Raw genomic sequence first — 25,957 nt, 5'->3', positions numbered from 1 at the left:
ATCAGGCTTTCGCCTTGACGTAGCGGCCCGGCGCGGGCTCGATCGCCTGATAGGCGCTGCCCTTGCCGTAGGACCTGGGCGCGGGAATCTGTTTGCCCGCGTGGGTCTTGAGCCAGTCGGACCAGTCGGTCCACCAGCTGCCGGGATGCTCGGTGGCACCCGCGAGCCACTCGGAATGCGTCTTCGGCAGCTTGCCGTCGGCGCGGATCCAGTGGCTGCGCTTCTTCTTCGCGGGCGGATTGATCACGCCGGCGATGTGGCCCGAAGCGCCCATCACGAAGCGCTTCTTGCCTTTGAGCAACTGCGTCGAGGCATAGGCGCCTCCGATGGGCACGATGTGGTCCTCGCGCGAGCCGTAAATGTAGACCGGCGCCTGGATCAGACCGAGGTCGACCGGTTCGCCCGCGACGGTGAGCGCACCCGGAACGGCCAGCTGGTTTTCGTGGTAGGTGTGCCGGATATACCAGCAGTACATGGGCCCGGGCAGATTGGTCGCGTCGCTGTTCCAGTACAGCAGGTCGAAGGGGGGCGGCGTCTCGCCCTTCAGGTAGTTGCCGACGACGTAGTTCCACACCAGATCGTTCGGCCGCAGGAAGCTGAAGGTGGAGGCCAGCTCGCTGCCCGGCAGGAGGCCGCCCGCGCCCATCTGCATCTCGCGGAAGCGCACGAATGCCTCGTCGATGAAGATGTCGAGGATGCCGGTGTCTTCGAAATCCAGCAGCGTGGTCAGCAGCGTGACCGAGGCCGCGGGCTGCTCGCCGCGCGCGGCCAGCAAGGCCAGCGCGGTGGAAAGGATGGTGCCGCCGACGCAGAAGCCCAGCGTGTCGATCTGGCCGCCTTTCTTGTCCTGGCCGGTGATCTCGCGCGTGACCTGGATGGCCTTGATCGCCGCGTCCTCGATGTAGTCGTCCCAGGTGTAGTGCCCCATGGAGCTGTCGGGGTTGCGCCAGCTCACGACGAAGACGCGATGCCCTTGCTCCACCGCATAGCGGATCAGCGAGTTTTCGGGCTGCAGATCGAGGATGTAGAACTTGTTGATGCAAGGCGGCACCAGCAACAGGGGCCGCTCGTAGACCTTGGCCGTCAGCGGCTTGTATTCGAGCAACTGGAACAGCTCGTTCTCGAACACGACCGCGCCCTCGGTGGTCGCGACGTTGCGGCCGACCTCGAAGGCGCTCTCGTCGGTCATGCTGAGGTGGCCCTGGCGCACGTCCTTCAGCAGGTTCTGGATGCCCTTGGCGATGCTCTCGCCTTGCGTGTCGATCGCCTTCTTCTGCGCCTCGGCGTTGAAGGCGATGTAGTTGCTGGGGGCAGAGGCGGCCACCCATTGCTCGACCGCGAAGCGCAGGCGAGCACGCGTCTTTTCATCGGCCTCGACCGCCTCGGCCATGCCGAGCAGGGTGCGGGTGTTGAGCAGGTAGATGGCCGCGGAGAAGGCGGCCACCGGATTGCTGCCCCAGGCCTCGGCCGCGAAGCGACGGTCGCCCCGCGTGCGTGCCGCCATGTCCTGGCGCCACAACGCGGTGGCTTCTTCGACGTATTGCTGTTGCAGTTCCTGGAGCTTGGGTGCCGAGAAAGAGAAATGGGGCATCGCCATGGGCATGGCGGAGGGGGCGCCGCTACCGAGAGACTGGAAGGAGGCCAGCGCCTTCTCCCATCCCTGGGCGAGCGCCTGCTGGAAAGGCGCGAAGGTGGGGTCCGCCGCCTGTTGCGCTGCCTGTTGTTGTTCTCTCATCGTATCTCTCCTGAATCCTCGCCTTGTCGCATCGGCGCTGAGTATGCTGCATCCAGAGCCCCCCGGCCAGCAAACCCCGCCATAACTTTCTGCTTTCCGAAAACTCGCCCATGCATCTCGTCGTCATTGCCTGGCTGTACGTAGCGCTCATGATGGCGGTGGCCGAGGCCACCAACACCAACGGCACGGTGCTCGGCGCGGTTTTTACCTTTCTACTCTACGGCTTGGCGCCGGTGACACTGGTGGTTTACCTGATGGGCGCACCGGGCCGCCGAAAGGCCCTGCGCGCGCGCGAAGCGGCCGAACGAGAGGCCGCCATCCGTGCCGCCGCTGCCGCTTCAGCGGCGCCAGATGCAGGCGGCGAAGCGTCCGCTGGTCCGGTCGCGCCGGTGCGAGAAAAAGAGTAACGGGTTGTTCACGGTGCACCATCGCGCGCTGCCGTCGTTGCCGTAAAGCTGCGTGACGCCGGCCGCCTGCAGGCGCTGGCGCGCGAGTCCCGCGAGGTCGGCCAGCCACTTGCCGGGGACCGCACCTGCTTGGAAGCAGCCCGCGGCCTGGGGCGCGCGGGCCGTGAAGGCCGCGCGCACCTCGTCGCCCACCTCGAAGGCATCCGGCCCGATGCAGGGGCCCAGCCAGGCCAGCAGCTTCCCCGGACCGCCTTCCTCATCGAAAGCGGCTGCAGTGGCCTCGAGCACACCCGCCGCCAGCCCGCGCCAGCCGGCATGTGCAGCGGCCACGCGGCGCCCCCCGCAGTCAGCGAAGAGCACCGGCAGGCAGTCGGCCACCATGATCGTGCAGGCGATGCGAGGGTTCGCGGTAGTGCACGCGTCCCCCTCGCTGCCGTCGGGCGTGTGCGTCTCCATCTCCAGAACGTGCGTGCCATGCACCTGCTGCAGGAACACGGGCCGCACCCCGATCGTCTCCTGAAGCCGCTTCCGATTGGCCGCCACGTGCGCCGGCTCGTCGCCGACGTGATCGCCGAGATTGAGGCTTTCATAGGCGCCGCCGGACACACCTCCCGCACGGGTGGTGCACAGCGCCTGCACGCCGGCTGGCAAGGGCCAGTCCGGCACCAGCACCTCGCGGAGCGGCATCATCAGGTTTCTGCGTCGGGGCAGCGCGAGGGCTGCGCGCGCTGGAAGGCATCGAGCTGCATGCAGGCCTCGTAGACCGCCATGGTGCGCGGCAGTCCGCTCAGGTCGCAGTCGAAGCGCTGGGCGTTGAAGATCTGCGGCACCAGGCAGCAATCCGCCAGCGTGGGCGTATCGCCCCAGCAGTAGACGCTGGCCGGACGCTGCGCCAGCTGGCGCTCGAAGCCCAGCATGCCCTCGCGCACCCAGTGGCGATACCAGGTGTTCTTGGCGTCGTCGTCGAGCTTGAGTTCACGCACGAGGTACTTCAGCACGCGCAGGTTGTTGAGCGGATGGATCTCGCAGGCGATGGACTGCGCCATCGCCCGGACGTGGGCACGGCCCACCGGGTCATGCGGCAGCAGCGAGGGCTCGGGCTGGATCTCGTCCAGGTACTCGATGATGGCCATCGACTGGGTAAAGCGCTCGCCGTCGTCTTCCAGAAGCGGCACGAGCATGTCGGGCGAGATAGCCGAGAAGGGCCCGGTCTTGTGGTCGCCGCGGGCGATGTGGACCGGAATGTACTCGTAGTCCAGCCCCTTGAGGTTCAGGGCGATGCGCACGCGGAATGAGGCGGAGGAGCGGAAATAGTTGTGCAGCTTCATCATGGCCCGAAGCATAGTCCTCCTCGCCGGGCCGGAGCCGAAAGCCGGGCGCCGCCCGGCGCCCTCTGGCAAACTGCCGCTTTCGTTCGAAAAGGACTTTTTCCCCCCATGGCTTCCGACTACGTCTTCACGCCCCCGGCGACGGTATCCCTGCCCGTGGTGGGCCGCAGCGCGCGCTTCCCGGTCCACCGCATCTACTGCGTCGGCCGCAACTACGAGGAGCATGCGAAGGAGATGGGCTTCACCGGCCGCGAGCCACCCTTCTTCTTCATGAAGCCGGCCGACGCCGCAGTCGCGGTGGATGCCGGCAGCACGGGCACGATGGCCTACCCCACGCTGACGAAGAACCTCCACCATGAGATCGAGCTGGTCGCGGCCATCGGCACCGGCGGCAAGAACATCAAGGCGGCCGATGCGATGAAGCACATCTTCGGCTATGCCGTCGGCCTGGACATGACGCGCCGCGACCTGCAGGGCGACATGAAGAAGCAGGGCCGCCCCTGGGACATCGGCAAGAGCTTCGAACAGAGCGCGCCCACCGGCCCGATCGTGCCCGCGGCCGACGCCGGCGACATCGAGCACGCCGAGATCTCGCTGCAGGTCAACGGCCAGGATCGCCAGCGCAGCAACGTGAGCAAGCTGATCTGGAACATCGCCGAGACCATCGAGCATCTCTCGGCCGCCTGGGAACTGCAGCCCGGCGATCTGATTTTCACCGGCACCCCCGAGGGCGTGGCCGCCGTGGTGGCGGGCGACACCCTGGTCGGCCAGGTCACCGGCCTGCCCGCGCTCACCGTGAAGATCGTCTGACTGACCGCGGCCTCCGATGCTCCTGCGCGTTCCCATCAAGCACTGCAAGAACTGCGGCACGGCGGTGGTCTACCGCATTCCCGACGACGGCGACACGCGCGAGCGTGCCGTCTGCCCGACCTGCCACACCGTGCATTACGAGAACCCACTCAACGTGGTGGGCACCATCCCCGTCCTGGACGATCGCGTGCTGCTCTGCAAACGCAATATCGAGCCGCGCTGGGGCAAGTGGACGCTGCCGGCAGGCTTCATGGAGCTCAACGAAACCACGGCACAGGGCGCGGCCCGCGAGACCGACGAGGAGGCCGGCGCCGAGTACGAAATGGAAGGCCTGTTCGCGGTGATGAGCGTGGTGCGGGTCGGGCAGGTGCACCTGTTCTACCGGGCCCGCCTCCTGAGCGACAAGTTCGACCCCGGCCACGAGACCATCGAGGCCCGCCTCTTCAAGGAAGACGAGATCCCCTGGGACGAGATCGCCTTCCGCACCGTGCGGGAGGCGCTCACCCACTACTTCGAGGACCGGCGCCGGGGCAGTTTCGACCGCGTCCACACGCTGGACATCGTATGAAAGCCTGGCATGCATCGCTGTGCGGCGCGTTGCTGCTCGCCGCTCAGGCCCACGCCGAGCCCGTTGGCGAAGTCGACACCGCCTTCAAGCTGATCGGCCCGGACCACAAGATCGTGGTAGAGGCCTACGACGACCCGAAGGTCATCGGCGTCACCTGCTACGTCTCGCGCGCCAAGACCGGCGGCGTCTCCGGCGCGCTCGGCCTGGCCGAGGACAAGGCAGAGGCCTCCATCGCCTGTCGACAGGTCGGTCCTGTGCGGGTGACCCAGCCGCTGGCCAAGCGCGAGGAGGTCTACAGTGAGCGCCTGTCGATCCTGTTCAAGCGCCTTCGCGTGGTGCGCATGGTGGACGCCACGCGCAACACCCTTGTCTACCTGACTTACTCCGACCTGCTGATCGACGGCTCCCCCAAGAACAGCGTGACCGCCGTGCCCATCGACCGCGCCACGCCGATCCCGTTGAAATGACGCAGCGCCCCCGTGCTTCTTCCTTTGCATCTCGCCACCCTGCGCCCGTGAATTCGGCCAGGTCCTACACCGATCCGGGAACCGGCGGTGTCAAATGCCTTCGAAAAAGCGTCATGCATTCCAAGACCTTCGCACTTCGCGCCGGCCTGCTCGCCGCTGTGGCCACCGGGCTCGTTGCCTGCAGCACCACGCCCCTGCCGCCGCAGCGCCCCCTGCCTTCCTCCATTCCCGCCACGCCGCCGACCGCCAAACCACCGCCGGCGCCGGTGCCGGCGGCCTTCATCCGGCCCGCCTCCGGGCCCACCCTTTCGCGCTTCGACGGCAAGAACAACAAGGGCCTGGACATCGCCGGCAGCCTGGGCGACCCGATCATCGCCTCCGCCGATGGCCGCGTGGTCTATGTGGGCGGCGAACTGCGTGGCTACGGCAACATGGTGATCCTCAAGCACAACGAGACCTACCTCACGGCCTACGCCCACGCGCAGAGCATCCTGGTCAAGGAAAAGGACGTGGTGCGCCAGGGCCAGAAGATCGCCGAGATGGGCAGCAGCGGCGCCGATCGCGTCAAGCTGCACTTCGAGCTGCGCAAGCAGGGCGTGGCGGTCGATCCCGAGCCCTATCTCAGCGGCCAGCTTCGCTGATCGTCTCCGTCGCGCCCCGAGGAGAAAGTACGCCGCCACCCGGCGGGTGGGGGCAATAATGCCGCCACCGTCGCGCAGCGGCCTTCTCCATTCGCGGGGCTTCCATGGATCGCATCGATGCGATGAACACCTTCGTCCGGGTCGTCGAGGCAGGCAGCTTCACGCGGGCCGCCAGCCAGCTCGACCTGCCGAAGGCCACCGTGACGCGGCTCATCCAGGGCCTGGAGCAAGACCTGCAGGTCCGCCTGCTCCATCGCAGCACGCGCTCGCTCACGGTGACGCCCGAAGGCGCGTCCTACTACGAGCGGATCGTGAAGTTGCTGGACGAACTCGCCGAGATCGAATCCGCCACCCGACAGTCGAGGGCGAGGCCCTCCGGCAAGGTCCGCATCGAGACCACCGCCGCGATTGCCACGATGGTCATCGTGCCGGCACTGGCCGAGTTCTACCGCGACTACCCCGACGTGGGGATCGAGCTGAGCATCGGCAACAAGACCATCGACCTCGTGGCCGAAGGCATGGACTGTGCGATCCGTGTCGGTGAGGTGAGCGAACAGCAGGTGGTGGCCCGAAGGATCGGCGACTTCCAGTTCGCCATCTGCGCAACGCCTGGCTTCGTCGCGGCCCATGGCGCGCCCAGGACGCCGGACGAGCTGAGCACGCGCGCCACCATCGGCCTGACGGCCGGCTCGGGCCGCACCCTGCCATTCCGCTTTGCCGACGGCCGCTCGGAGACCGAGGTGGCGCTGAACCACCGCCTCGCCGTGAACGACAGCAACACCTACCTGGCCGCGGCCCTCGCCGGGCTGGGCATCATCCAGGCACCCACCTACTCGGTCCGTGACGCCATCGAGAACGGCCAGCTCGTCCCGCTGCTGCAGGACTGGCAGACGCCCGTCCATCCGGTGAGCGTCGTGTATGCCCCCAATCGCTACCTCAGCGCCAAGGTCCGCGTCTTCATCGACTGGGCCGTGACGCTGTTCGAGCGCCACGCGTCGCTGCGCCGGGCACCCTAAGGCCTGTCAAGGCTATGCGAGGGTCACCGTCGCGGATTCGTGAGGCGTCATGAGGCGCACACGCTTCGCGCCAGGAGGTGCGCAGGTGGCCTCCCGCCCTTCGCCCCAGCGATTGTTTCCGTGATGGCAACGCCGCGGTTCAGAAACGCTAGGGTTTTTACCTAGTTTTTGGTGCAAACTTCATTGCACAGAGCAGCCAACGACTGTTCTGAGCGAACAGGGCACCGAGCGAGGTGGCCGCCCCCCGAAGGGCGACGACCACACGCACGACCGGTTCGACATCGTTCAAAGCCAAGACCAAGGAATCTGAAATGAAGACCTCGAAGATCATCGCTGCCGCCGCTCTTTCCCTCCTCGCCGCCGTCGGCGCTCAGGCCGAGACCTACCAGGGCGTGCATCCCCTCGTCGACGGCAAGAGCCGCGCCGAAGTGCGTGCCGAAGCCGTGGTTGCCGCGCGCGCCGACAACCCCTACGGTGAGGGCGTCTCCTCGCATGTCGCGGCGCCGCTGCTGGCCTCCGCCCCCCGCGCCATCGTGCGCAACGAAGCGGTCGCCGCGGCGCACGGCCCGAACCCCTACGCCGACGGCTTCGGCCAGGGCGTGGCCTCGGTCCAGCGCGGCATCGTCGACCGCGCCACGGTTCGCGCTCAGGCCCGGGCCACCGCGCGCGGCGACCAACTCGCGCTGTAAGCCGATTTAACCGACGCCGGTTGAAGGGAAGAGCCGGGGCCATGCACTGCATGGCCCCGGCTTTTTGCTGCGCGAAGTGATTGCACGGCTTGCGCGCCTTCGCGCTGAAATTCAACGCTGGGTCTCGCCATAGGTAGCGGCGCCCTTGGCGCTGATCGCCCGCGCTTCCGAGCGCACGGTGGCGCGATCCGCCAGCCGGGCCGGTTGCGCCATGCCCGTTCCGCCGTTGCTGATCCGCAGAGGACGCATCGCTTCCTGCTGCACCGCAGCGCGCGACAGCGACGGCTGGAACGGTTGTGGCGGCAGCGGATTCTGCTCGCCCTGGTAGGCCTGCGCCCCAATGCTGGCGAAACTCGCGCAGCCGAGGGCGACCAGCGGAACGAAGCGGCGGAAGTGGATCTGCATGAGCGTGCTCCTGAGTTGAACGCCGCGGCGAACCACGCAGCGGCTTCAACACATACGTCGCGCAGCGGGTTTCGGATTCACAGCCCTGCCCCGGCGTCAGCCGCGCCCGTCCCGGTTGTCAGACCGCCTCTCGCAAGCCCGCGCGTTCGCGTCCGGCGATTGCACTTTCCGGCAGCTCACACACTCCAACCCACCACACACCCAACAAGGAGACAAGACATGCCGGATGACCTCAGCCAACGCGGCCCGCAGGACCGGTCGCGCATCAACGTCAGCGAAATCCACGAACTGCGCTACTGGACCCAGACGCTGGGCGTCAGCGAAGCGCAGCTGCGCGCGGCTGTCGCAGCCGCGGGCACTTCGGCCGAGGCAGTGCGCCGGTACCTCGGCAAATGAAGCGAGATCACTGAGACGTCGGCTGAACCAGGGGCCGGACATGGCCAGGAACATCCTCTTCGTCTATCGCGGTTTCCACTTCATGTGCAGCGCCGAGAAGGAGGGGCCGGCCCGCTTTCGGCCGGTGGTCGTGCGCGAGCTGGGATGGCCGAGCGAACAGCGCGTGCCGCTGATTTACGACGCCGACGTCTGCCGGACCGAAGCGCAGGCGCTGCGCCATGCGGAGCAACAGGCCATGCACTGGGCCGACAGCCGGGTGGTGCTGCACGAGACCTGAAGTGCAAAGGAGAACCTCCATGCCGCCGATGGAACTGCTTCACCAGATCGCGCGCGAGCCGCTGCCCTGCACCATTTACGCGCCGGCCGAGATCGACAAGCTGCGCGTGCTGCGTGCCGCCGAACTGGTGACCGCCTTCATCCCCCCGGCCGAAACGCTGCCTCACGGCGAAAGCCACAAGCCGGCCCAGGTGTTGAGCATCACGGACAAGGGGCAGCAGGCCCTCGAAGGAGGCCTGGAAGATGCCGTGGCGGCAGAGCTGGCGCTCGCCAGGATGCATTGCCGAAACCAGGGAAGTCACTGATCAATCGGGGCATCCAGTATCCATTGCGGCAACAGCAGTACCCATTCCGCCGTGCTGGGCGTGCTGCTGGCCTTGCTGTTCAACGAGCCCTTCCTTCGGGCGTATCGCGCACGTGCTGCTGCCTTCTTCGCTTCGTCGGAAGAAGCGCCGCGCTAAAGCAGCGAATGGCCGGTGGTGAGCATGCACGAATCAGGCTCGGAAGACTCCCGCGAAGGGGGCAGGTCCGCGAGCCGCGACGCAGGCTCAGGCTCAGGCTCAACTTCGCCGATGCCGATGGCAGCCATGGGCTTCCCGAAGGGCGCCAAGCCCTGCAGCACGCGCAGCGCCGAGGCGCCCTGGATCAGCGCCTCCGAATAATCGGGCAGGCCCTTGGTGGAGGAGTCCACCGGCCGATAGACCAGGCACTCCTCCGAATCCGCCTGCACGGCCTCCATCAGGACCCAATGGAATTCAAAGGGCTCGAGTTCGAGAACGGTCAGGGCAAGATCGCGCAGCGCCATGGGGGAAACCTCTTATCCGTTGTTTCGCTGAATTGTTGCAGGCGCAGAATTCGCGACAAAGGGAATATTGCACGATGCGGCACGGCGAAGACCGAAGCCTCCGCCGCGCGTGACAAGGTGCCGCGGCGCGGCGCGGTGATCAGCCGAGGCGCACCGGTACGAAGATGCGGTCGCCGTCACGCTGGATCAGCAGCGCGACCGACTTGTCGGCCTTGGCCGCCACCTCGCGCACCTGCTCGACGCTCTTGGCCGGCGTGCCGTTGATGGCCAGCAGCACGTCGCCGGGCTGCACACCCGCCATGGCTGCAGGGCCGCCGGTGCCTTCGATCAGCAGGCCGGCATCCACGTGGGCTTCGCGCCGCTCCTGCGGCTGCAGCGGCCGCAGCGCCAGGCCGAGCTTGCCGTTGCCGGGGCCAGCTTCGTTCTTCGCGACCGTGCGCGTCTTGTCGCCGGCGTCGCCCAGGCGCGCGCTGATCTCGTGGCGCTCACCCTGGCGCCACACGTCCAGCGTGATGCGCGTGCCGGGCTTCTTCTGGCCGATCAGAGCCGGCAGGTCGCCTGAGGCGACGATGGACTGGCCGTCGACCCCGCGGATGACGTCGCCCGAGCGCAGGCCGGCCTCGTCCGCCGGGCCGCCCTTCTCCACGTTCGACACCAGCGCGCCCTCGGGCTTGTCGAGCTTGAAGGAATCGGCCAGGGTCTGGTTGACCTCCTGCACCGCGACGCCCAGGCGGCCGTGGGTCGCTTTGCCGGTGGCGACGATCTGGTCCTTGACCTGGACCGCGATGTCGATCGGGATCGAGAAGGACACGCCCTGGAAGCCGCCGCTGCGGCTGTAGATCTGCGAGTTGATGCCGACCACCTCGCCGCGCGTGTTGAGCAGCGGGCCGCCGGAGTTGCCGGGGTTGATCGCGACGTCGGTCTGGATGAACGGTACGTAGGTGTCGTCAGGCAGCGAGCGGCCCTTGGCGCTCACCACGCCGGCCGTGACCGTGTTTTCGAAGCCGAAAGGCGAGCCGATGGCCAGCACCCATTCGCCGACCTTCAGGTCCTTGTTGCTGCCCAGCGCGAGCGTCGGCAGGTTCTTCGCGTCGATCTTGAGCACGGCGATGTCGGTCTTGGCATCGGAGCCCAGCACCTTCGCGCGGAACTCGCGGCGGTCGGTCAGCTTGACCGTGACCTCGTTGGCGTCCTTCACGACGTGGGCGTTGGTGAGGATCACGCCGTCGGGGCTGACGATGAAGCCCGAGCCCTGGCCGCGCACGGGCATCTCGCGCTGCTGGCCGCGAGGGCCGAAGCCGCCGCCGAAACGGCGGAAGAACTCGAACATGGGATCGTCAGGGTCCAGGCCGGCTGCGCCGTCCATGGATGTCTTGGTGATGCCGGTCACGCTGATGTTGACCACGGCCGGGCCGACGCGCGAGGTGAGGGCCGAGAAGTCTGGCATGGTGACCAGCGGCGTGGCCGCAACGGCAACCGGCGCGGCAGCCGGTGTGCCCACGGCGCTGGCGCTGGTGTAGGCGCCCGCGCCGACGGCACCGATCACGCCGGCAGCAGCGAGTGCGGCTGCGAGCGCACGGGGCGAATTCAGACGGACTTTCATGGAGCTTCCTTTCGATGTGTCAGGGGAACACGATGGAAAGGAATGTCGGCGCAGTCGCTTAAGCTCGACTTAAATTCAATAAGGGAAACGCAGCGCGACCCGCAACCCACCCAGGGCCTCGGAGTGGCCGATGTCCAGTTGCGCGCCATGCTGGTCGGCGATGGACTTGACGATCGCGAGCCCCAGCCCGCTGCCCGGCGCCTGCGGCTCGCCGGCGCGGTAAAAGCGGTCCAGCACGCGCTCGCGCTCCGCGGCCGGCAGGCCGGGGCCGCTGTCCTCGACGGTGAGTTCGGTGGCACCGCCCTGCCGCGCGATGCGGATGTCGACGCGCCCGCCCTCGGGGGTGTACTTGACCGCGTTGTCGAGCAGGTTGCGCAGCAGCGTACGCAGAGCGTCCTGCCGGCCCCGCACTCGGGCGGCGTCGGCCTCCGCGTCGGCGATGCCGATGTCGATCCGGCGTGCCTGCGCGCCGGCAATGGCATCGGAAAGCGCGAGCCGCGCGACCTCGCGCAGGTCCACCCACTCGGGCGGCACGCCGGCCGCGCTGCTGGCTTCATGCCGGGCCAGCGCCAGCATCTGCTCGACCAAGCGGGTGGCGCGGTCGATGCCGGCGGCCAGGCGGCCGACGGCCAGGTCCCGCGCGGCGGCGTCGTGCGCGCGCTGCAGACCCTGCACCTGCAGCTTGAGCGCGGCCAGCGGCGAGCGCAGCTCGTGGGCGGCGTCGGCCACGAAATGCTTCTGCGCCTCGAAGGCGCGGTGGACGCGGCCGAACAGCAGGTTGAGCTCGTGCACCAGCGGACGCACCTCCTCCGGCAGGCCGCCCTCGCTGACCGGCGACAGATCGTCGGCCTGGCGCGCCGCGACCTGGCTGCGCACGCGCGCCACCGGCGCCAGCGAGCGGCTCACCACCCACCACACCACGAGCATCAGGAGTGGAGCGGCCAACGCGATCGGGGCAACCGTGCGCAGCGCCAGCGTACCCGCCATGTTCCGTCGCGCGGCCATGTCCTGCGCGACCTGGATCACCAGCGTGCGGCTCTGCAGCGAGAACACGCGGTAGGTCGTGCCGCGGGCACGGACGTTGGAGAAGCCCAGCACCGCGCGCTGGGGCAGCGCGGCCTGCGCGGCCGACTCGAAGATGCGCTGGCCGTCCAGGGTCCACACCTGGACGACGAATTCGATGTTCTCTTCGCCGTCGCCCAGGCCGCTCACGGCCGCGCTCGGCGGCAGGCCAGCGCGCAGGGACAGGGCCATCTGCTGCATGTGGTAGTCGAAGATCTGGTCGGCTTCCTGGAGCACGGTGCGGTAGGCGACGAAGCCCTGCACACCGGCGGCCAGCACGATGGCCGCCAGCAGGAACAGCAGCAGCCTGGCTCTCAAGGACTTCATCAAGGCGTCATTCCTTCGGCACCATGTATCCCACCCCCCGCACGTTGCGGATCAGGTCCGCGCCCAGCTTCTTGCGCAGGCCGTGCACGTAGACCTCGACCGCGTTGCTGCTGATCTCGTCCTTCCAGCCGTAGAGCTTTTCCTCCAGCTGCGCGCGCGACAGCACCATGCCGGGCCGCGCGATCAGGGGCTCCAGCACGGCCCATTCGCGCGCGGACAGCACCACGGGCTGGCCGTTCACCGTCACTTCTCGGGTGGTCGGCTGGATGCTCACGCCCATGTGCTCGTAGACCGGCTCGGCCCGGCCGGAAGCGCGGCGCAGGAGCGCCCGGATGCGGGCCAGCAGCTCGTCGAGGTCGTAGGGCTTGAGGACGTAGTCGTCCGCGCCGGCGTCCAGGCCCTCGATGCGCTGCTGCACCGAGTCGCGCGCGGTGGCGATCAGCACCGGCATGCGCTGCTTGCGCGCGCGCAATGCACGCAGCACGTCCAGGCCGTCGCGGCGGGGCACGCCGAGGTCCAGCAGAACCAGGTCGTACTGCTGGGTGCGCAGTGCGGTGTCGGCGGTCTCGCCGTCCTTCACCCAGTCGACCGCGTAGTTCTCGGCGCGCAGGAGGTCGAGCACGGCCTCGCCGATCATCACGTCGTCTTCGACCAGCAGGAGTCGCATGGAGTTGGTCCGGCAAAAGAGGGGTGGGAGATCGTAGCGTGCGCGAAGTTCAGTGCATCAGAGCAGCGAGCGCACCTCGCGCGCGGCCTCGAAGAGAAGCGGCAGCATGTCGCGGCGCAGGGCCTCTTCCTGGTAACGCCCGCCCGACAGCACCACGTTGAGCGCGGCCACGGTATGGCCCCGCATGTCGCGCAAGGGCACGGCCAGGGCCTGGACACCGAGCTCATGCTCCTCGCTGGCGAAGCAACAGTCGTCCTTGCGCACTTGCGCGATGCGCTGGCGCAGCTGCCGCACCTGAGTGACCGTGTGCGGCGTGAGACGTGGCAGCACGCGCCCCTTGAGCCAGCGCGCGAGCTGCGACGTATTCATCGACGCCAGCAGCACGCGGCCGGTGGAGGTCGCATGCGCGGGCAGGCGCGCACCCAGGTGCAGGCCGTAGGCGAGGACGCGGGTGGGCGTGCCGTAGTTGCCGCTGCGCGCGATGATCACCACCTCCTCTCCGTCCAGTACCACGGCGGAGAATGATTCGCCGGTCTGCGCCGCCAGGCGGTTGAGCGTGGGCTGCAGCGCGCGCGGCAGGCGCGAGGAAGCCAGGTAGCTGCCCGAGAAGCGCAGCACCTTCGGCGCCATCCAGAAGTAGCTGCCGTCGGTCTCCAGGTAGCCCAGGTGGGCCAGCGTCAGCAGGTGGCGGCGGGCGGCGGCGCGGGTCAGGCCGGCGCGCTCGGCGGCCAGCGTGGCATTGAGGCGCTGGCGCTCGGTGTCGAAGCTCTCTAGCACGGCCATGCCCTTGGCAATGCCCTCGATGAAGTCCGGCTTGGCGATGGTCACGGCGATGCGGCAGGTTCAAGTGTTGCGCGATCATCGCGCAGCTGACCTCATCATCGCACAGCGCGTCGACGCATGGCGCCCAGGAAAGGCCGCTTCGCCCTACGCTCGGATTCGTTGCCAGACAGGAGAAACCCATGCGCACCCAAGTCGCGATCATCGGCGCCGGCCCGGCCGGATTGCTGCTCGGCCAGCTTCTTTTCAGGGCCGGCATCGACAACGTCATCGTCGAACGGCAGAGCGCCGACTACGTGCTCGGCCGCATCCGCGCCGGCGTGCTGGAGCAGGTCACGATGGACCTGCTCCAGCGCGCGGGGGTCGACGCGCGCGCCCAGGCCGAAGGGCTGCCGCACCAGGGCATCGAGCTGTTGTTCAAGGGCGCGCGCCACCGCATCGACATGCATGGCCTGACCGGCGGCAAGCAGGTCACGGTCTATGGCCAGACCGAGGTGACTCACGACCTCATGAACGCACGGGAAGCGGAAGGCCTGCGCACCATCTACGGCGCCGCCAACGTGAGCCTGCACGGCTTCGACGGCGAGCGCCCCACCGTGCGCTACGAGAAGGACGGCGCCACGCACGAGATCCAGTGCGACTTCATCGCCGGGTGTGACGGCTACCACGGCGTAAGCCGCACCAGCGTGCCGGCCGGGGCCATTCACACCTACGAGAAGGTTTATCCCTTCGGCTGGCTCGGCGTGCTCGCCGACGTTCCGCCGGTGTCGCACGAGCTGATCTACGCGAACACCCAACGCGGCTTCGCACTGTGCAGCATGCGCAGCACCACGCGCAGCCGCTTCTACGTGCAGGTGCCGGTGGAGGAGCGCGTGGAGAACTGGAGCGACGAGGCCTTCTGGAACGAGCTGCGCCTGCGCCTGGACCCGGAGGCGCGCGAGCGCCTGGTGACCGGCCCCTCGCTGGAGAAGAGCATCGCGCCGCTGCGCAGCTTCGTGGCAGAGCCGATGCGCTTCGGCCGGCTGTTCCTCGCGGGCGATGCGGCCCACATCGTGCCGCCCACGGGCGCCAAGGGCCTCAACCTCGCGACCGCCGATGTCGGCTTCCTGTCGCGCGCCTTCGAGATCTTCTACCGCGAGCGCAGCACCTCGGCGCTGGACCGCTATTCGGAGCTCTGTCTGCGCAGGGTCTGGAAGGCGGAACGCTTTTCATGGTGGTTCACCTCGCTCATGCACCGCTTTCCGGACACCGGCGAATTCGGACAGAAGATCCAGGAAGCCGAACTCGACTACCTGGTGCACTCGCATGCCGCCTCGACTTCGCTGGCGGAGAACTACGTCGGCCTGCCACTCGAGGATTTCTGAGGCCCCGGCCTCAAGGCCCGGGCTGCATGAGCTGCCAGACGCGCGCGGGCGTCAGCGGCATGTCGAGTCGCTCGGCCAACGTCTCCATGCCGTTGCGCGCCAGCGCATCAGCCACCGCGTTGACCACTGCCGGAGTGGCGCCGATGGTGCCGAGTTCGCCCACGCCCTTCACGCCCAGGGGGTTGTTGAGGCAGGGCGTGCTCTCGTCCATCTCGGTCTTCATCATGGCACTGACGATCTCGGCGCGCGGTGCGGCATAGTCCATCAGGCTGCCGGTCACGGGCTGGCCGGTCTCCGGGTCGTAGACCACGCGCTCGACCAGCGCCTGCCCGATGCCCTGCACGGCGCCGCCCTCGAGCTGGCCGCGCACGATGAGGGGGTTGATGACCCGGCCCACGTCGTTGACGGACGCATAGGCCACGACGCCGATCTCGCCGGTGGGCGGGTCGATCTCGACCTCGCAGATGTGGCAGCCGTTGGGCCAGGTGGGGCCGGCGACGGCGCTGGTGGAGTCGACGAAGATTTCGCGTTCCGGCTGGCGCCCGGCCAGGGCGAACAGGTCCAGCTGCAAATCGGTGCCCGGCACCTGGAAAATCCCGCCGCTGTACTGGAGGTCTTCGGGCGCGACTTCGAGTTCCTGCGCGGCCAGGCCGCGAGCCTTGTCGATGGTGCGCTCGGCGCCCACGCGCACGGCCGACCCGCCCGTGAAGATGGAACGCGAGCCGGCGCTGCCGAAACCGTCGCCGCGGTCCGTGTCGCCCAGCACGATGCGCACCCGGTCCAGGGGCACTCCGAAGGCGTCGACCACCAGCTGCGCCAGCGTGGTGCCGATGCCCTGCCCCATCGCATTGACGGCTGAGAACACCTCGATCACACCATCGGCTTGCACTGAGACGGTCACGCGCTCTTCGAAGACGTTGCCGCCGGTCCATTCGAGAAAGGTGGCAATGCCGAGCCCGCGCAGGCAACCCCGCTGCCGCGACTCCTCGGCGCGCGCGTCGAATCCCTGCCAGTCGGCCAGGGCCAGGGCCTGGTCCATCACCGATTCGAAGCGGCCGGTGTCGTAGGTCTGCTGCATCGGATTGGTGTAGGGCATCTGGTCCGGCTGGATGAAATTGCGCCGGCGCAACTCGATGCGGTCGATGCCGATCTGTCGGGCCGCTTCGTCCATGAGCCGCTCGATGGTGTAGATCGCCTCCGGCCGGCCGGCGCCCCGGTAGGCGCCGGTCGGGGCGGTGTTGGTGAGCACCGCCAGGAAGTGAAAGTCGATGGTCCGGATGTCGTAGACACTGGTTTGCACCCAGGGGCCGATCAGCAGCTGGATCGCGACGCCGGTGCCGGTGGCGTAGGCGCCCACGTTGGCCAGGGTGCGAATGCGCAGCGCGAGGATCTTCCCCTGCCCATCGAGCGCCAACTCGGCCCGCGCCTCGATGTCGCGGCCGTGGGACGTGGCCAGGAATTCCTCGCTGCGGTCGGCCACCCACTTGACCGGACGGCGCAGCACGTGGGCGGCATAGGCCACCACGATGTCCTCGGGGTAGGCACCGGTTTTCATGCCGAAGCCGCCACCGACGTCGCCCACGACCACGCGCACCTGCTCCCGCGGCAGGCCGATTGCGTCGCACACGGAGTTGCGCACGCCCGAGGGCATCTGGGTGCTCATCCGGATGGTGAGCCGGCCCGAGGGCGCGTCCACGTCGGCCAGCACGGAGCGCGGCTCGATGGTGAGGGCGACCACGCGCTGGTTGACGATGTCCAGCGCCACCACGTGTTCGGCCCGGGAGAAGGCTTCGCTGGCCGCTTCGACGCTGCCGTGACGCATCTCGGCCGCGATGTTGCCGGTGGCCGCCGGCCAGATCAGCGGGGCGCCTTCGGCGGCCGCGGCCTGGGTCTCCACCACCATCGGCAGTTCCTCGTAGTCGACCAGCACCGCCTCGGCGGCATCGCGGGCCTCGCGCACGCTCTCGGCGATCACGGCCGCGACCGGCTCGCCCACGAAACGCACCGTGTCCACCGCCAGCACATGGCGCGGCGGCGTCGCGCAGTCCGCGCCGTCGGACCGCTTGAAGGCCACGGCGCCCGGCATGGGCCGCACGTTGGCCTGGCGGAGCTCGGCGCCGGTGAGCACGCGCAGTACACCGGGCATCGCCGACGCGGCAGCCGTGTCGACCGATGCCACCTTCGCGTGCGGATAGGGGGAACGCACGAACACGAGATGGGTCTGACCCGGCAGCGTGACGTCGTCCGTGTAGCGGCCGGCGCCGGCCAGGAGGCTCTCGTCCTCGACGCGCCGAACGGCCTGGCCGCTGCCGAAGCGGGTGGGGGTGGTTTGTGCTGTCACCGTGGTCCTCTTGCAGTTGTGCGCTGTGGGGTGTGGTGCGTGCTGCAGACGCGCTGGCTTGGCATGCAGCTGTTGTGCGCCGGCCGCACGCAGGGAACGACTATATGGGCTTCCCGCCTTTTCGGCGCCCGACGACAACGTGCGCCCTGGAAGACGTGTATACCTTCGACCATGCAACTGCCCTGGCTCGCTCCCGGTGACCCCCTGCCCGACGCCGCGACGGCCTGGGGTGAATCCGACCCCGTGCCCGGCCTGCTGGCGGCCGGCGGCGGCCTCGACGTGGCCAGCCTGCTGCAGGCCTATTCGCACGGCATCTTTCCGTGGTTCAGCGAGGGCCAGCCCATTCTTTGGTGGAGCCCGGACCCGCGCATGGTGCTGGAGACAGACCGGTTCCACCTGCATCGGTCGCTGCGCAAGGCGCTGCAGCGCTTTGCCGCCGCGCCGGACTGCGAGATCCGGATCGACCACGGCTTCGAGGCGGTGATCCGGGCCTGCGCCGAGGCACCCCGGGTCGGGCAGAACGGCACCTGGATCCTGCCGGAGATGGTTCAGGCGTACACCGCCTTGCACCTGGCCGGGCACGCGCACAGTGTCGAGACCTGGATCGGCGGCGAACTGACAGGCGGGCTCTACTGCGTGGCTGTCGGCCGCGCCGTATTCGGCGAGTCGATGTTCGCGCGCCGGCCCGATGCATCCAAGATCGCGCTGGCCGCACTGGTGGCCTTCTGCCGTCGTCACGGCATCGGCATGATCGACTGTCAGCAGAACACCAGCCACCTGGCCAGCCTCGGCGCGCGTGAAATGCCACGTGCGCGCTTTCTGTCGCACGTGGCAGGGGCACGTCAGCAAGGCGGCCCATCGTGGCGTTTCGACCCCGTATACTGGTCCGAACTCCTGTCCGCGCGAAGCTCCCGACCGACGTGACGCACCTCAAGGATCTCCCGCTCCACACGCTGCAGTTCTACGCGACGGCACCCTACCCCTGCAGCTACCTGCCGGACCGGCAGGCCCGATCGCAGGTGGCGACGCCGAGCCACCTGATCCACAACGACGCCTACTCCGACCTGGTGCTCAGCGGCTTCCGCCGCAGCGGCATGTTCACCTACCGGCCCCACTGCGACGGCTGCAACGCCTGCGTGCCGCTGCGCGTGCTGGTCAACGAGTTCAAACCCAAGCGCAGCCAGCGCCGCGCGCAAGCGCGCCATGCCGACCTGCAGGCCCGGGTGCTCAAGCTGTGCTTCGTACCAGAGCACTACCAGCTCTACCTTCGCTACCAGAACGGCAGGCATGCGGGCGGCGGCATGGACCACGACAGCATCGACCAGTACACCCAGTTCCTGCTGCAGAGCCGGGTCAACTCACGCCTGGTCGAATTCCGCGAGACCCAGCCGGATGGCAGTCCAGGCGCGCTGAAGATGGTGTCCATCCTCGACGTGCTGAACGATGGGCTCTCGGCTGTCTACACCTTCTACGAGCCGGAACCCGGGGCGGGCTATGGCAACTACAGCGTGCTCTGGCAGATCGAACAGGCGCGCAAGCTGGGCCTGGCGCACGTCTATCTGGGCTACTGGATCAAGGGCAGTGCCAAGATGAACTACAAGGCTCGCTTCACCCCTCATGAGGTGCTGGTCGGCGGCCAGTGGCAAGCCATGAACGATTTCACCAAGTAAAATCGCAACCGGTTCCTTCCACCGCGTTGCCCATGAGAAAAACCCAATCAGATATCCCGGCCGCGCCCGTCATCCAGGTGATCGAGCGCATGTTCTCGCTGATCGACGTGCTGGCTTCCCGAGAGGAAGCGATCTCGCTGAAGGAAATCAGCGAAAAAACCGGCCTGCATCCCTCCACCGCCCACCGGATCCTGAACGACCTCGCGGTCGGCCGCTTCGTCGACCGGCCGGAAGCGGGAAGTTACCGGCTCGGCATGCGGCTGCTGGAGCTAGGCAACCTGGTAAAGGGCCGCCTCAACGTGCGCGATGCCGCGATGGCGCCGATGCGCGAACTGCACAAGCTCACCCAGCAGCCGGTCAACCTCAGCATGCGGCAAGGCGACGAAATCGTCTACATCGAGCGCGCCTACAGCGAGCGTTCCGGGATGCAGGTGGTGCGCGCCATCGGCGGCCGTGCCCCGCTGCACCTCACGTCCACCGGCAAGCTCTTCCTCGCGCTGGACGAACCCCAGCGGGTGCGCAGCTATGCGACGCGCACGGGCCTCGCCGGCCACACGCGCAACAGCATCACGCAGTTGCCGGCCCTGGAGCGCGAATTGTCCAAAGCCCGCCAGTACGGCATTGCCCGCGACAACGAGGAACTGGAACTGGGCGTGCGCTGCATGGCTGCCGGCATCTATGACGACCAGGGAAAGCTGGTTGCCGGCCTGTCGATCTCGGCACCGGCCGACCGGCTGGACGATGGCTGGCTGCCCAAATTGCAGGCTACTGCCAACGAGATCTCGACCGCGCTCGGCTACAACGCAAAAACGCCGCCCGTGTCGGCGGCGTGATGAAGTCCCGTGGCGTCGGGCACTCCGCCCGGCGCTGACAAGACGAGGTCAGCCCGCGACCTGGGTCGACGGGGCCCGGTGCGCGGCAGCCGGGTTGACCAGGTGGTGATTGGCCTCCACCCAACGCCGCACGCGCTCGGCATCGCCGATGCGGGCGAACTTACCCGCAGAATCCAGGAACACCATGATCAGCTTGCGCCCGGCAATACGGGCCTGCATCACGAGGCATTGGCCGGCCTCGGAGATGTAGCCGGTCTTCTGCAGACCGATGTCCCAGTCGGGGCTCTTCACGAGACGGTTGGTGGTGTTGTATTGCAGCACGCGGTTGCCGACCTCGACCTGGTGCTCCGGCGAAGTGGAGAGTTGGCGCACGGTGGCGTCGGCATAGGCGGCGTTGACCAGCAGCGCCAGGTCCTGCGCGCTCGACTGGTTGCGGCTGGACAGGCCGGTAGGTTCGACGTAGCGCGTGTCCTTCATGCCCAGCATCTTGGCCTTGGCGTTCATCACGCTCACGAAGGTATCGAGGCCGCCCGGATAGGTGCGACCGAGCGCATGCGCGGCGCGGTTCTCGCTGGACATCAGCGCCAGGTGCAGCAGTTCGCCGCGCGACAACGTGGATCCGACAGTCAATCGGGAACGGCTGCCCTTCTCGGTGTCGACGTCATCCTGGGTGATGGTGATGAGCTCGTCGGTGGGCAGACGGGCCTCGCTGATGAGCAGCCCAGTCATGAGTTTGGTGAGAGAGGCGATCGGGAGAACGACGTTGTCGTTCTTGCTGAAGAGGACTTCGCGCGTGTCCTGATCGATCACGAGCGCCACGCTGGACTTGAGGTCCAGGGCATCTTCGGTGTTGTGTAGGCCTGCGAGCTGGCCGAAGGACTGCCGGGCCGGCACCTCGGGCACGCGCACGACGGAACGACGCTGCACGGCCACGACCGTCTTGCCGCCGCGCTTGCGGATCGAAGCCACCACATTGCGCCCGCCGCTCACCACCTTGTCCGCCTGCTCGGACTTGCCGCGGCGCTTGGAAGCAATGGAGGTGGCCTTGGCCCCAAGCTTGCTCTCGGCGCTGACCTGCTGCGCCTTTATGTTCGACGCACCCTTTTCCTTCTTCGCGGCTTCTGCCGCTGGCAACAAAAACGCCGTGGCACAAAGGGCGACGGCGATGAGGCGAAGAGCGGGTAGGAGCCGCTGACTGGATACTCGATAAGAGCAGAGGTCGGGCATCAAAAATCTCCAGCGGCAACTATCAGGACCGCAGTGTATCGAAATCAAAAAAGGCACGCAATAACAGTTACTTGCATCCTTTTCTTCATTCGATTCAAAGGACTTCCGCTGCAACTACCCTTGCGCTGCCACTCTCTCAGCTTGGCTCTGTAACTTGTTGAGTGCACTCAGATAAGCCTTGGCAGAAGCCACCACGATGTCCGGATCGGCACCGATCCCGTTGACGACCCGGCCGGCGTTCTGCAACCGGACCGTGACCTCGCCCTGGCTCTCGGTCGACCCGCTGATCGCGTTCACGGAATAAAGGACCATTTCCGCTCCGCTCTTCACGTGGGCTTCGATGGCCTTCAGCGACGCATCGACCGGGCCGTTGCCTTCGGACTCGCTCGTGACTTCCTTTCCATGCACCGTGAAAACGATCCGCGCCTGGGGCCGCTCGCCGGTCTCGCTGTGCTGCGACAAGGATACAAAACCAAACTGTTCGGCAACGTGCGAATGCTCTTCGTCGCTTACAAGTGCAAGGATGTCTTCGTCAAATATTTCGCTTTTTCGGTCGGCAAGCTCTTTGAAGCGGGAGAAGGCGGCGTTGATGTCGGCTTCGCTCTCCATTGCGACGCCCAGTTCCTGCAGGCGTTGCTTGAAGGCGTTTCGGCCGCTGAGCTTGCCCAGGACGATCTTGTTGGCGGTCCAGCCCACGTCCTCGGCCCGCATGATCTCGTAGGTGTCGCGCGCCTTGAGCACGCCGTCCTGGTGAATGCCCGAGGCATGGGCAAACGCATTGGCGCCCACCACCGCCTTGTTGGGCTGAACCACGAAGCCCGTTGTCTGGCTGACCATGCGGCTGGCGGCGACGATGTGGCGGGTGTCGATACCGAGGTCCAGACCGAAGTAATCCTTTCGTGTCTTCACGGCCATCACGATCTCTTCCAGCGAACAGTTGCCGGCACGCTCGCCCAAGCCGTTGATCGTGCATTCCACCTGCCGGGCGCCGCCGATCTTCACGCCGGCCAGGGAGTTGGCGACCGCCATGCCCAGGTCGTTGTGGCAGTGGACGGACCAGATGGCCTTGTCACTGTTGGGAATGCGTTCGCGCAGCGTCTTGATGAAGTTGCCGTAGAGTTCGGGAACCGCGTAACCCACCGTGTCGGGCACATTGATGGTGGTGGCGCCCTCCTGGATGACGGCTTCCAGCACCCGGCACAGGAAGTCGACGTCGCTGCGATAGCCGTCTTCCGGACTGAACTCGACGTCGCCGACCAGGTTGCGCCCGAAGCGCACCGCCAGCTTGGCTTGCTCGAAGACCTCGTCAGGCGTCATTCGCAGCTTCTTTTCCATATGCAGCGGCGACGTCGCGATGAAGGTGTGGATGCGGCTGCGGGCCGCCCCTTTCAGCGCCTCGGCGGCGCGGGAGATGTCGCGGTCGTTGGCCCGCGAGAGGCCGCAGACCGTCGACTCCTTGATGGCGCCGGCGATCGCCGCGACGGCGTCGAAATCCCCGTTCGAGCTGGCCGGGAAGCCCGCCTCGATCACATCGACCCGCAGGCGCTCCAGTTGCCGCGCGATGCGCAGCTTTTCATCCTTGGTCATGGAAGCACCGGGCGATTGCTCGCCGTCACGCAGGGTGGTGTCGAAGATGATGAGTTTTTCGGCCATCGTGGTTCTCCTGGATTCAAGCGGCTTCGGCAGCCTCCGATTGTGCGCTGGTCGCAACCTGCGCCCGCGCCCGCACCAGCCCCGAGACGATCGCTTTGAGCGAGGCCGAGACGATGTTGGCGTCCCGGCCGACACCGAACAGGGTCTGGCTCTCGTCCACGCGCAGTTCGAGATAAGCCACGGCCTGGGCGTCGGCGCCCGCACCGATGGCGTGCTGGTGATAGTCGATCACACGGATCTCGTGACCGGTCGCGTCCGCCAGCGCATGGATGAAGGCGTCGATTGGGCCATTTCCCTGGCCCTCGATGCGGCGCACCTCGCCTTCCCAGGGCAGGTCGGCGTGCAAGACCACCCATGCATCGGCGCCCTCCCCTCGCTCCTCCAGCACGCGGTGCTGAGGGACCATCCGGGGGTCGCCGATCCGATACTCCTGCTCGAAGATCTGCCAGAGGTCGGCGGCGGTGAACTCCTTGCCGGCCACGTCCATCACCCGCTGCACCACCTGGCTGAATTCGATCTGCAGGCGCCGCGGCAATTCGAGGCCGTACTCGCTTTCGAGCAGGTAGGAGATGCCGCCCTTGCCGGACTGGCTGTTGACGCGGATCACCGCCTCGTAGCTGCGCCCCACGTCCTTTGGGTCGATCGGGAGATAGGGCATCTCCCACATGTCGCCATCCTTGCGTGCCGCGAAGGCCTTCTTGATCGCGTCCTGGTGCGAGCCGGAGAAGGAGGTGTAGACCAGGTCCCCGACGTAGGGATGGCGCGGGTGCACCGGCAACTGGTTGCAGTGCTCGACGGTGGCCCGGATCTCGTCGATGTTCGAGAAGTCCAGCCCTGGCGAGACGCCTTGCGTGTACAGGTTGAGTGCGACGTTGACCAGGTCCAGGTTGCCGGTACGCTCCCCGTTGCCGAACAGGCAGCCCTCGATGCGTTCGGCCCCCGCCATCAGGGCGAACTCACCGGCGGCCGTGCCGGTGCCGCGGTCGTTGTGGGGATGCACGCACAGCACGATCGAATCGCGGCGGGCGAGGTGGCGGTGCATCCACTCGATCATGTCGGCGAAGATGTTGGGCGTGGAATGCTCGACGGTCGAGGGCAGGTTCACGATGCACTTGCGCTCGGGCGTGGGGGCCCAGACCTCGGTCACCGCGTCGACGACCCGCTTGGAGAAGGTCAGTTCCGTGCCGGAGAACATCTCGGGCGAATACTGGAAGGTCCACTGCGTCGCCGGCTGCTTTGCGGCGAGTTCGTTGAACAGGCGGGCATGCGAGGCCGCGAGCTCGACGATCTGGTCCTCGTCCATGCCGAGCACGACCCGGCGCATGATGGGCGCGACAGCGTTGTACAGGTGCACGATCACCCGTGGAGCGCCCCGGACGGACTCGAAGGTGCGTTCGATCAGGTGATCGCGCGCTTGCGTCAGCACCTGAATCGTCACGTCGTCGGGAATGCGGTCTTCCTCGATCAGCTTGCGGACGAAGTCGAACTCGATCTGCGAGGCCGAGGGAAAGCCGACTTCGATCTCCTTGAAACCGATCGCCACCAGGGTCTCGAACATGCGCATCTTGCGGGCGATGTCCATCGGCTCCACCAGCGCCTGATTGCCGTCGCGCAGGTCGGTCGACAGCCAGATCGGGGCCCGGGTCAGAACGGCATCGGGCCAGGTCCGGTCCTTGAGGCCGATCGGTGCGGAGGCGCGGTACTTGCAGTCGGGGTGCTTCAACATCTGGTAGTTCTCGCTGTGGTGGGAGGGACAACCAGCAACCCCAAAACAAACGGCCCGTTGCTGGTGCGAACGGGCCGTTGGATGGATTCGCTTGCGCGCGCTACCTTCTCCGCCCGTAGGGGAGAACTAGTAGGGCCAGCGAAATCTTCTTCATGGGAGCGGCAAATGTAGCACAGGCCGAATCACTTGTGCAGGCCGCGCTCGTCGGGCTCCTCGGTCGAGATGCTGATCACGCTCACGTGCTGGCCCTTGGCCTTGCGCCAGATATAGACCACGTAACCGCTCAACCCATAGGCGACGAACACGCCGAACAGCACCGTCGGCGGATGGATGTTGATCACCGCGATGGCCAGAGCGATCAGCACGATCACAGCGAAGGGCACGCTCTTCTTCACTTGCACGTCCTTGAAGCTGTAAAACGGCGCGTTGGTCACCATCGTCAGGCCCGCGTACAGCGTGAAGCCGAAAGTGATCCAGGTGATCTGGTGCCACGAGAGGTAGAGCACCTCACCGCCGCGCTTGCCCCACTCCGTCATGAGCCAGACGAAGCCCGCCACCAGCGCCGCCGCTGCAGGCGAAGGCAGGCCCTGGAACCAGCGCTTGTCGACCACGCCGGTATTGACGTTGAAGCGCGCCAGACGCAGCGCCGCACAGGCGCAGTAGACGAAGGCCGCGATCCAGCCCCAGCGGCCCAGCCCCTTGAGCGACCATTCGTAGGCGATCAGCGCCGGCGCCGCGCCGAAGGACACCATGTCGGACAGTGAATCCATCTGCTCGCCGAAGGCACTCTGCGTGTTGGTCAGGCGCGCCACGCGCCCGTCCAGGCTGTCGAGGATCATGGCCGCGAAGACACCCAGCGCTGCCAGATCAAAACGCCCGTTCATGGCCATCACGACCGAGTAGAAACCGCCGAACAGCGCGGCTAACGTGAACAGGTTGGGCAGGATATAGATGCCCTTTCGGCGCTTTCGCGGCGCCGCATCGTCGGGGAGCGTGTCGTCATGCATGGATCGGCGCAGTGTATTCCAGCCGCCTGGGCAGCCTTACATGAAAAAGGGCCACCGTTTCGATGGCCCTCTGCAAGGGAGTGGCGGCCCCCGTCGAGCCACCCCAGGCAAGCCGCGCCTCCCCCTGGAGAGCTACACGCAGCGAAGCGAAGTG

At 67.2% G+C, this 25,957-nt stretch carries 28 protein-coding genes; 14 read left to right on the top strand and 14 right to left on the bottom strand.

What is annotated here, in order from left to right:
• Position 1: 1 nt before the first annotated feature.
• The gene (gene phaC, locus ABEA07_RS11770) at positions 2–1,735 is read right to left on the bottom strand and encodes a class I poly(R)-hydroxyalkanoic acid synthase (protein WP_345538000.1); all 1,734 of its coding nucleotides are present in this window, start codon (positions 1,733–1,735) and stop codon (positions 2–4) included.
• Between the two features lie 110 nt (positions 1,736–1,845).
• On the opposite strand from phaC, the gene ABEA07_RS11765 reads away from it, so the two are divergent.
• Positions 1,846–2,142 carry a hypothetical protein gene (locus ABEA07_RS11765; RefSeq protein WP_345537999.1) on the top strand — a complete coding sequence of 99 codons (297 nt, stop codon included), beginning with the start codon at positions 1,846–1,848 and terminating at the stop codon, positions 2,140–2,142.
• Here the strand turns inward: ABEA07_RS11765 and pgeF are convergent.
• Positions 2,074–2,829 (bottom strand): peptidoglycan editing factor PgeF, encoded by a 756-nt coding sequence (gene pgeF / locus ABEA07_RS11760; RefSeq protein WP_345538145.1) that lies wholly within the window; start codon positions 2,827–2,829, stop codon positions 2,074–2,076. The genes ABEA07_RS11765 and pgeF overlap by 69 nt on opposite strands.
• 2 nt (positions 2,830–2,831) lie before the next feature.
• The gene (gene maiA / locus ABEA07_RS11755; RefSeq protein WP_345538143.1) at positions 2,832–3,470 is read right to left on the bottom strand and encodes a maleylacetoacetate isomerase; all 639 of its coding nucleotides are present in this window, start codon (positions 3,468–3,470) and stop codon (positions 2,832–2,834) included.
• Between the two features lie 108 nt (positions 3,471–3,578).
• On the opposite strand from maiA, the gene ABEA07_RS11750 reads away from it, so the two are divergent.
• From ABEA07_RS11750 to ABEA07_RS11725, 6 genes are all read left to right on the top strand, one after another.
• The gene (locus ABEA07_RS11750; RefSeq protein ID WP_345537998.1) at positions 3,579–4,280 is read left to right on the top strand and encodes a fumarylacetoacetate hydrolase family protein; all 702 of its coding nucleotides are present in this window, start codon (positions 3,579–3,581) and stop codon (positions 4,278–4,280) included.
• A 16-nt stretch (positions 4,281–4,296) separates the two neighbouring features.
• Positions 4,297–4,848, top strand: coding sequence for an NUDIX hydrolase (locus ABEA07_RS11745; RefSeq protein WP_345537997.1), 552 nt, complete (start codon positions 4,297–4,299; stop codon positions 4,846–4,848).
• The gene (locus ABEA07_RS11740) at positions 4,845–5,315 is read left to right on the top strand and encodes a CreA family protein (RefSeq protein ID WP_345537995.1); all 471 of its coding nucleotides are present in this window, start codon (positions 4,845–4,847) and stop codon (positions 5,313–5,315) included. Before ABEA07_RS11745 ends, ABEA07_RS11740 begins: the two co-directional genes overlap by 4 nt.
• A 113-nt stretch (positions 5,316–5,428) precedes the next feature.
• Positions 5,429–5,956 (top strand): murein hydrolase activator EnvC family protein, encoded by a 528-nt coding sequence (locus ABEA07_RS11735; RefSeq protein ID WP_345537994.1) that lies wholly within the window; start codon positions 5,429–5,431, stop codon positions 5,954–5,956.
• A gap of 104 nt (positions 5,957–6,060) precedes the next feature.
• Positions 6,061–6,972 carry a LysR family transcriptional regulator gene (locus ABEA07_RS11730; RefSeq protein WP_345537992.1) on the top strand — a complete coding sequence of 304 codons (912 nt, stop codon included), beginning with the start codon at positions 6,061–6,063 and terminating at the stop codon, positions 6,970–6,972.
• Positions 6,973–7,283: 311 nt separating this feature from the next.
• Positions 7,284–7,661, top strand: coding sequence for a helicase SNF2 (locus ABEA07_RS11725; protein ID WP_345537991.1), 378 nt, complete (start codon positions 7,284–7,286; stop codon positions 7,659–7,661).
• A gap of 111 nt (positions 7,662–7,772) precedes the next feature.
• On the opposite strand, the gene ABEA07_RS11720 is transcribed toward ABEA07_RS11725, so the two are convergent.
• Complete coding sequence (locus ABEA07_RS11720; RefSeq protein WP_345537989.1) at positions 7,773–8,066, bottom strand: DUF4148 domain-containing protein; 294 nt, start codon at positions 8,064–8,066, stop codon at positions 7,773–7,775.
• A 219-nt stretch (positions 8,067–8,285) separates the two neighbouring features.
• Between ABEA07_RS11720 and ABEA07_RS11715 the strand changes: the two genes are divergently transcribed.
• The 3 genes from ABEA07_RS11715 to ABEA07_RS11705 are packed head-to-tail and all read left to right on the top strand — an operon-like array spanning position 8,286 to position 9,043.
• Positions 8,286–8,462: a DUF3606 domain-containing protein gene (locus ABEA07_RS11715; RefSeq protein ID WP_345537987.1), complete on the top strand. Its 177-nt coding sequence runs from the start codon at positions 8,286–8,288 to the stop codon at positions 8,460–8,462.
• Between the two features lie 40 nt (positions 8,463–8,502).
• A complete protein-coding gene (locus ABEA07_RS11710) occupies positions 8,503–8,739 on the top strand; it encodes a hypothetical protein (protein WP_345537986.1) in 237 nt (78 codons plus the stop codon).
• Between the two features lie 19 nt (positions 8,740–8,758).
• Positions 8,759–9,043, top strand: coding sequence for a hypothetical protein (locus ABEA07_RS11705; RefSeq protein ID WP_345537984.1), 285 nt, complete (start codon positions 8,759–8,761; stop codon positions 9,041–9,043).
• A 152-nt stretch (positions 9,044–9,195) separates the two neighbouring features.
• Here the strand turns inward: ABEA07_RS11705 and ABEA07_RS11700 are convergent, their stop codons facing one another.
• From ABEA07_RS11700 to ABEA07_RS11680, 5 genes are all read right to left on the bottom strand, one after another.
• A complete protein-coding gene (locus ABEA07_RS11700) occupies positions 9,196–9,543 on the bottom strand; it encodes a hypothetical protein (protein ID WP_345537983.1) in 348 nt (115 codons plus the stop codon).
• 139 nt (positions 9,544–9,682) lie between these two features.
• On the bottom strand, positions 9,683–11,146 hold the full coding sequence (locus ABEA07_RS11695) for a DegQ family serine endoprotease (protein ID WP_345537981.1): 1,464 nt from the start codon (positions 11,144–11,146) through the stop codon (positions 9,683–9,685).
• A 75-nt stretch (positions 11,147–11,221) separates the two neighbouring features.
• Positions 11,222–12,535 (bottom strand): ATP-binding protein, encoded by a 1,314-nt coding sequence (locus ABEA07_RS11690; protein WP_345537979.1) that lies wholly within the window; start codon positions 12,533–12,535, stop codon positions 11,222–11,224.
• 7 nt (positions 12,536–12,542) lie between these two features.
• The gene (locus tag ABEA07_RS11685) at positions 12,543–13,202 is read right to left on the bottom strand and encodes a response regulator (protein ID WP_345537978.1); all 660 of its coding nucleotides are present in this window, start codon (positions 13,200–13,202) and stop codon (positions 12,543–12,545) included.
• Between the two features lie 57 nt (positions 13,203–13,259).
• Positions 13,260–14,030, bottom strand: coding sequence for an IclR family transcriptional regulator domain-containing protein (locus ABEA07_RS11680; RefSeq protein WP_345537976.1), 771 nt, complete (start codon positions 14,028–14,030; stop codon positions 13,260–13,262).
• Between the two features lie 134 nt (positions 14,031–14,164).
• Here ABEA07_RS11680 and pobA point away from each other — a divergent pair, with 134 nt between their 5' ends.
• The gene (gene pobA, locus ABEA07_RS11675) at positions 14,165–15,346 is read left to right on the top strand and encodes a 4-hydroxybenzoate 3-monooxygenase (RefSeq protein ID WP_345537974.1); all 1,182 of its coding nucleotides are present in this window, start codon (positions 14,165–14,167) and stop codon (positions 15,344–15,346) included.
• Between the two features lie 10 nt (positions 15,347–15,356).
• Here pobA and ABEA07_RS11670 read toward each other — a convergent pair whose 3' ends face one another.
• The gene (locus ABEA07_RS11670; RefSeq protein ID WP_345537973.1) at positions 15,357–17,687 is read right to left on the bottom strand and encodes a xanthine dehydrogenase family protein molybdopterin-binding subunit; all 2,331 of its coding nucleotides are present in this window, start codon (positions 17,685–17,687) and stop codon (positions 15,357–15,359) included.
• A gap of 171 nt (positions 17,688–17,858) precedes the next feature.
• Between ABEA07_RS11670 and aat the strand changes: the two genes are divergently transcribed.
• The 3 genes from aat to ABEA07_RS11655 are packed head-to-tail and all read left to right on the top strand — an operon-like array spanning position 17,859 to position 20,190.
• A complete protein-coding gene (gene aat, locus ABEA07_RS11665; protein WP_345537971.1) occupies positions 17,859–18,611 on the top strand; it encodes a leucyl/phenylalanyl-tRNA--protein transferase in 753 nt (250 codons plus the stop codon).
• Complete coding sequence (locus ABEA07_RS11660) at positions 18,608–19,357, top strand: arginyltransferase (RefSeq protein ID WP_345537969.1); 750 nt, start codon at positions 18,608–18,610, stop codon at positions 19,355–19,357. Before aat ends, ABEA07_RS11660 begins: the two co-directional genes overlap by 4 nt.
• 32 nt (positions 19,358–19,389) lie before the next feature.
• On the top strand, positions 19,390–20,190 hold the full coding sequence (locus ABEA07_RS11655; protein ID WP_345538142.1) for an IclR family transcriptional regulator: 801 nt from the start codon (positions 19,390–19,392) through the stop codon (positions 20,188–20,190).
• 48 nt (positions 20,191–20,238) lie between these two features.
• Here the strand turns inward: ABEA07_RS11655 and ABEA07_RS11650 are convergent, their stop codons facing one another.
• The 4 genes from ABEA07_RS11650 to pssA all read right to left on the bottom strand — a co-directional run bounded on the left by ABEA07_RS11650 (position 20,239) and on the right by pssA (position 25,803).
• Positions 20,239–21,417 carry a serine hydrolase gene (locus ABEA07_RS11650; RefSeq protein ID WP_345538140.1) on the bottom strand — a complete coding sequence of 393 codons (1,179 nt, stop codon included), beginning with the start codon at positions 21,415–21,417 and terminating at the stop codon, positions 20,239–20,241.
• Between the two features lie 114 nt (positions 21,418–21,531).
• Positions 21,532–23,070: a 2-isopropylmalate synthase gene (locus ABEA07_RS11645; protein WP_345537968.1), complete on the bottom strand. Its 1,539-nt coding sequence runs from the start codon at positions 23,068–23,070 to the stop codon at positions 21,532–21,534.
• 16 nt (positions 23,071–23,086) lie between these two features.
• Positions 23,087–24,796 carry a 2-isopropylmalate synthase gene (leuA, locus tag ABEA07_RS11640; RefSeq protein ID WP_345537966.1) on the bottom strand — a complete coding sequence of 570 codons (1,710 nt, stop codon included), beginning with the start codon at positions 24,794–24,796 and terminating at the stop codon, positions 23,087–23,089.
• A 182-nt stretch (positions 24,797–24,978) separates the two neighbouring features.
• Positions 24,979–25,803, bottom strand: coding sequence for a CDP-diacylglycerol--serine O-phosphatidyltransferase (pssA, locus tag ABEA07_RS11635; protein ID WP_345537965.1), 825 nt, complete (start codon positions 25,801–25,803; stop codon positions 24,979–24,981).
• Between the last annotated feature and the right edge of the window lie 154 nt (positions 25,804–25,957).

Origin of the sequence: Variovorax defluvii, assembly GCF_039541515.1 — a bacterium.
Classification (GTDB): domain Bacteria; phylum Pseudomonadota; class Gammaproteobacteria; order Burkholderiales; family Burkholderiaceae_C; genus Variovorax; species Variovorax defluvii.
This window is presented reverse-complemented; position numbering and strand designations above follow the sequence as displayed.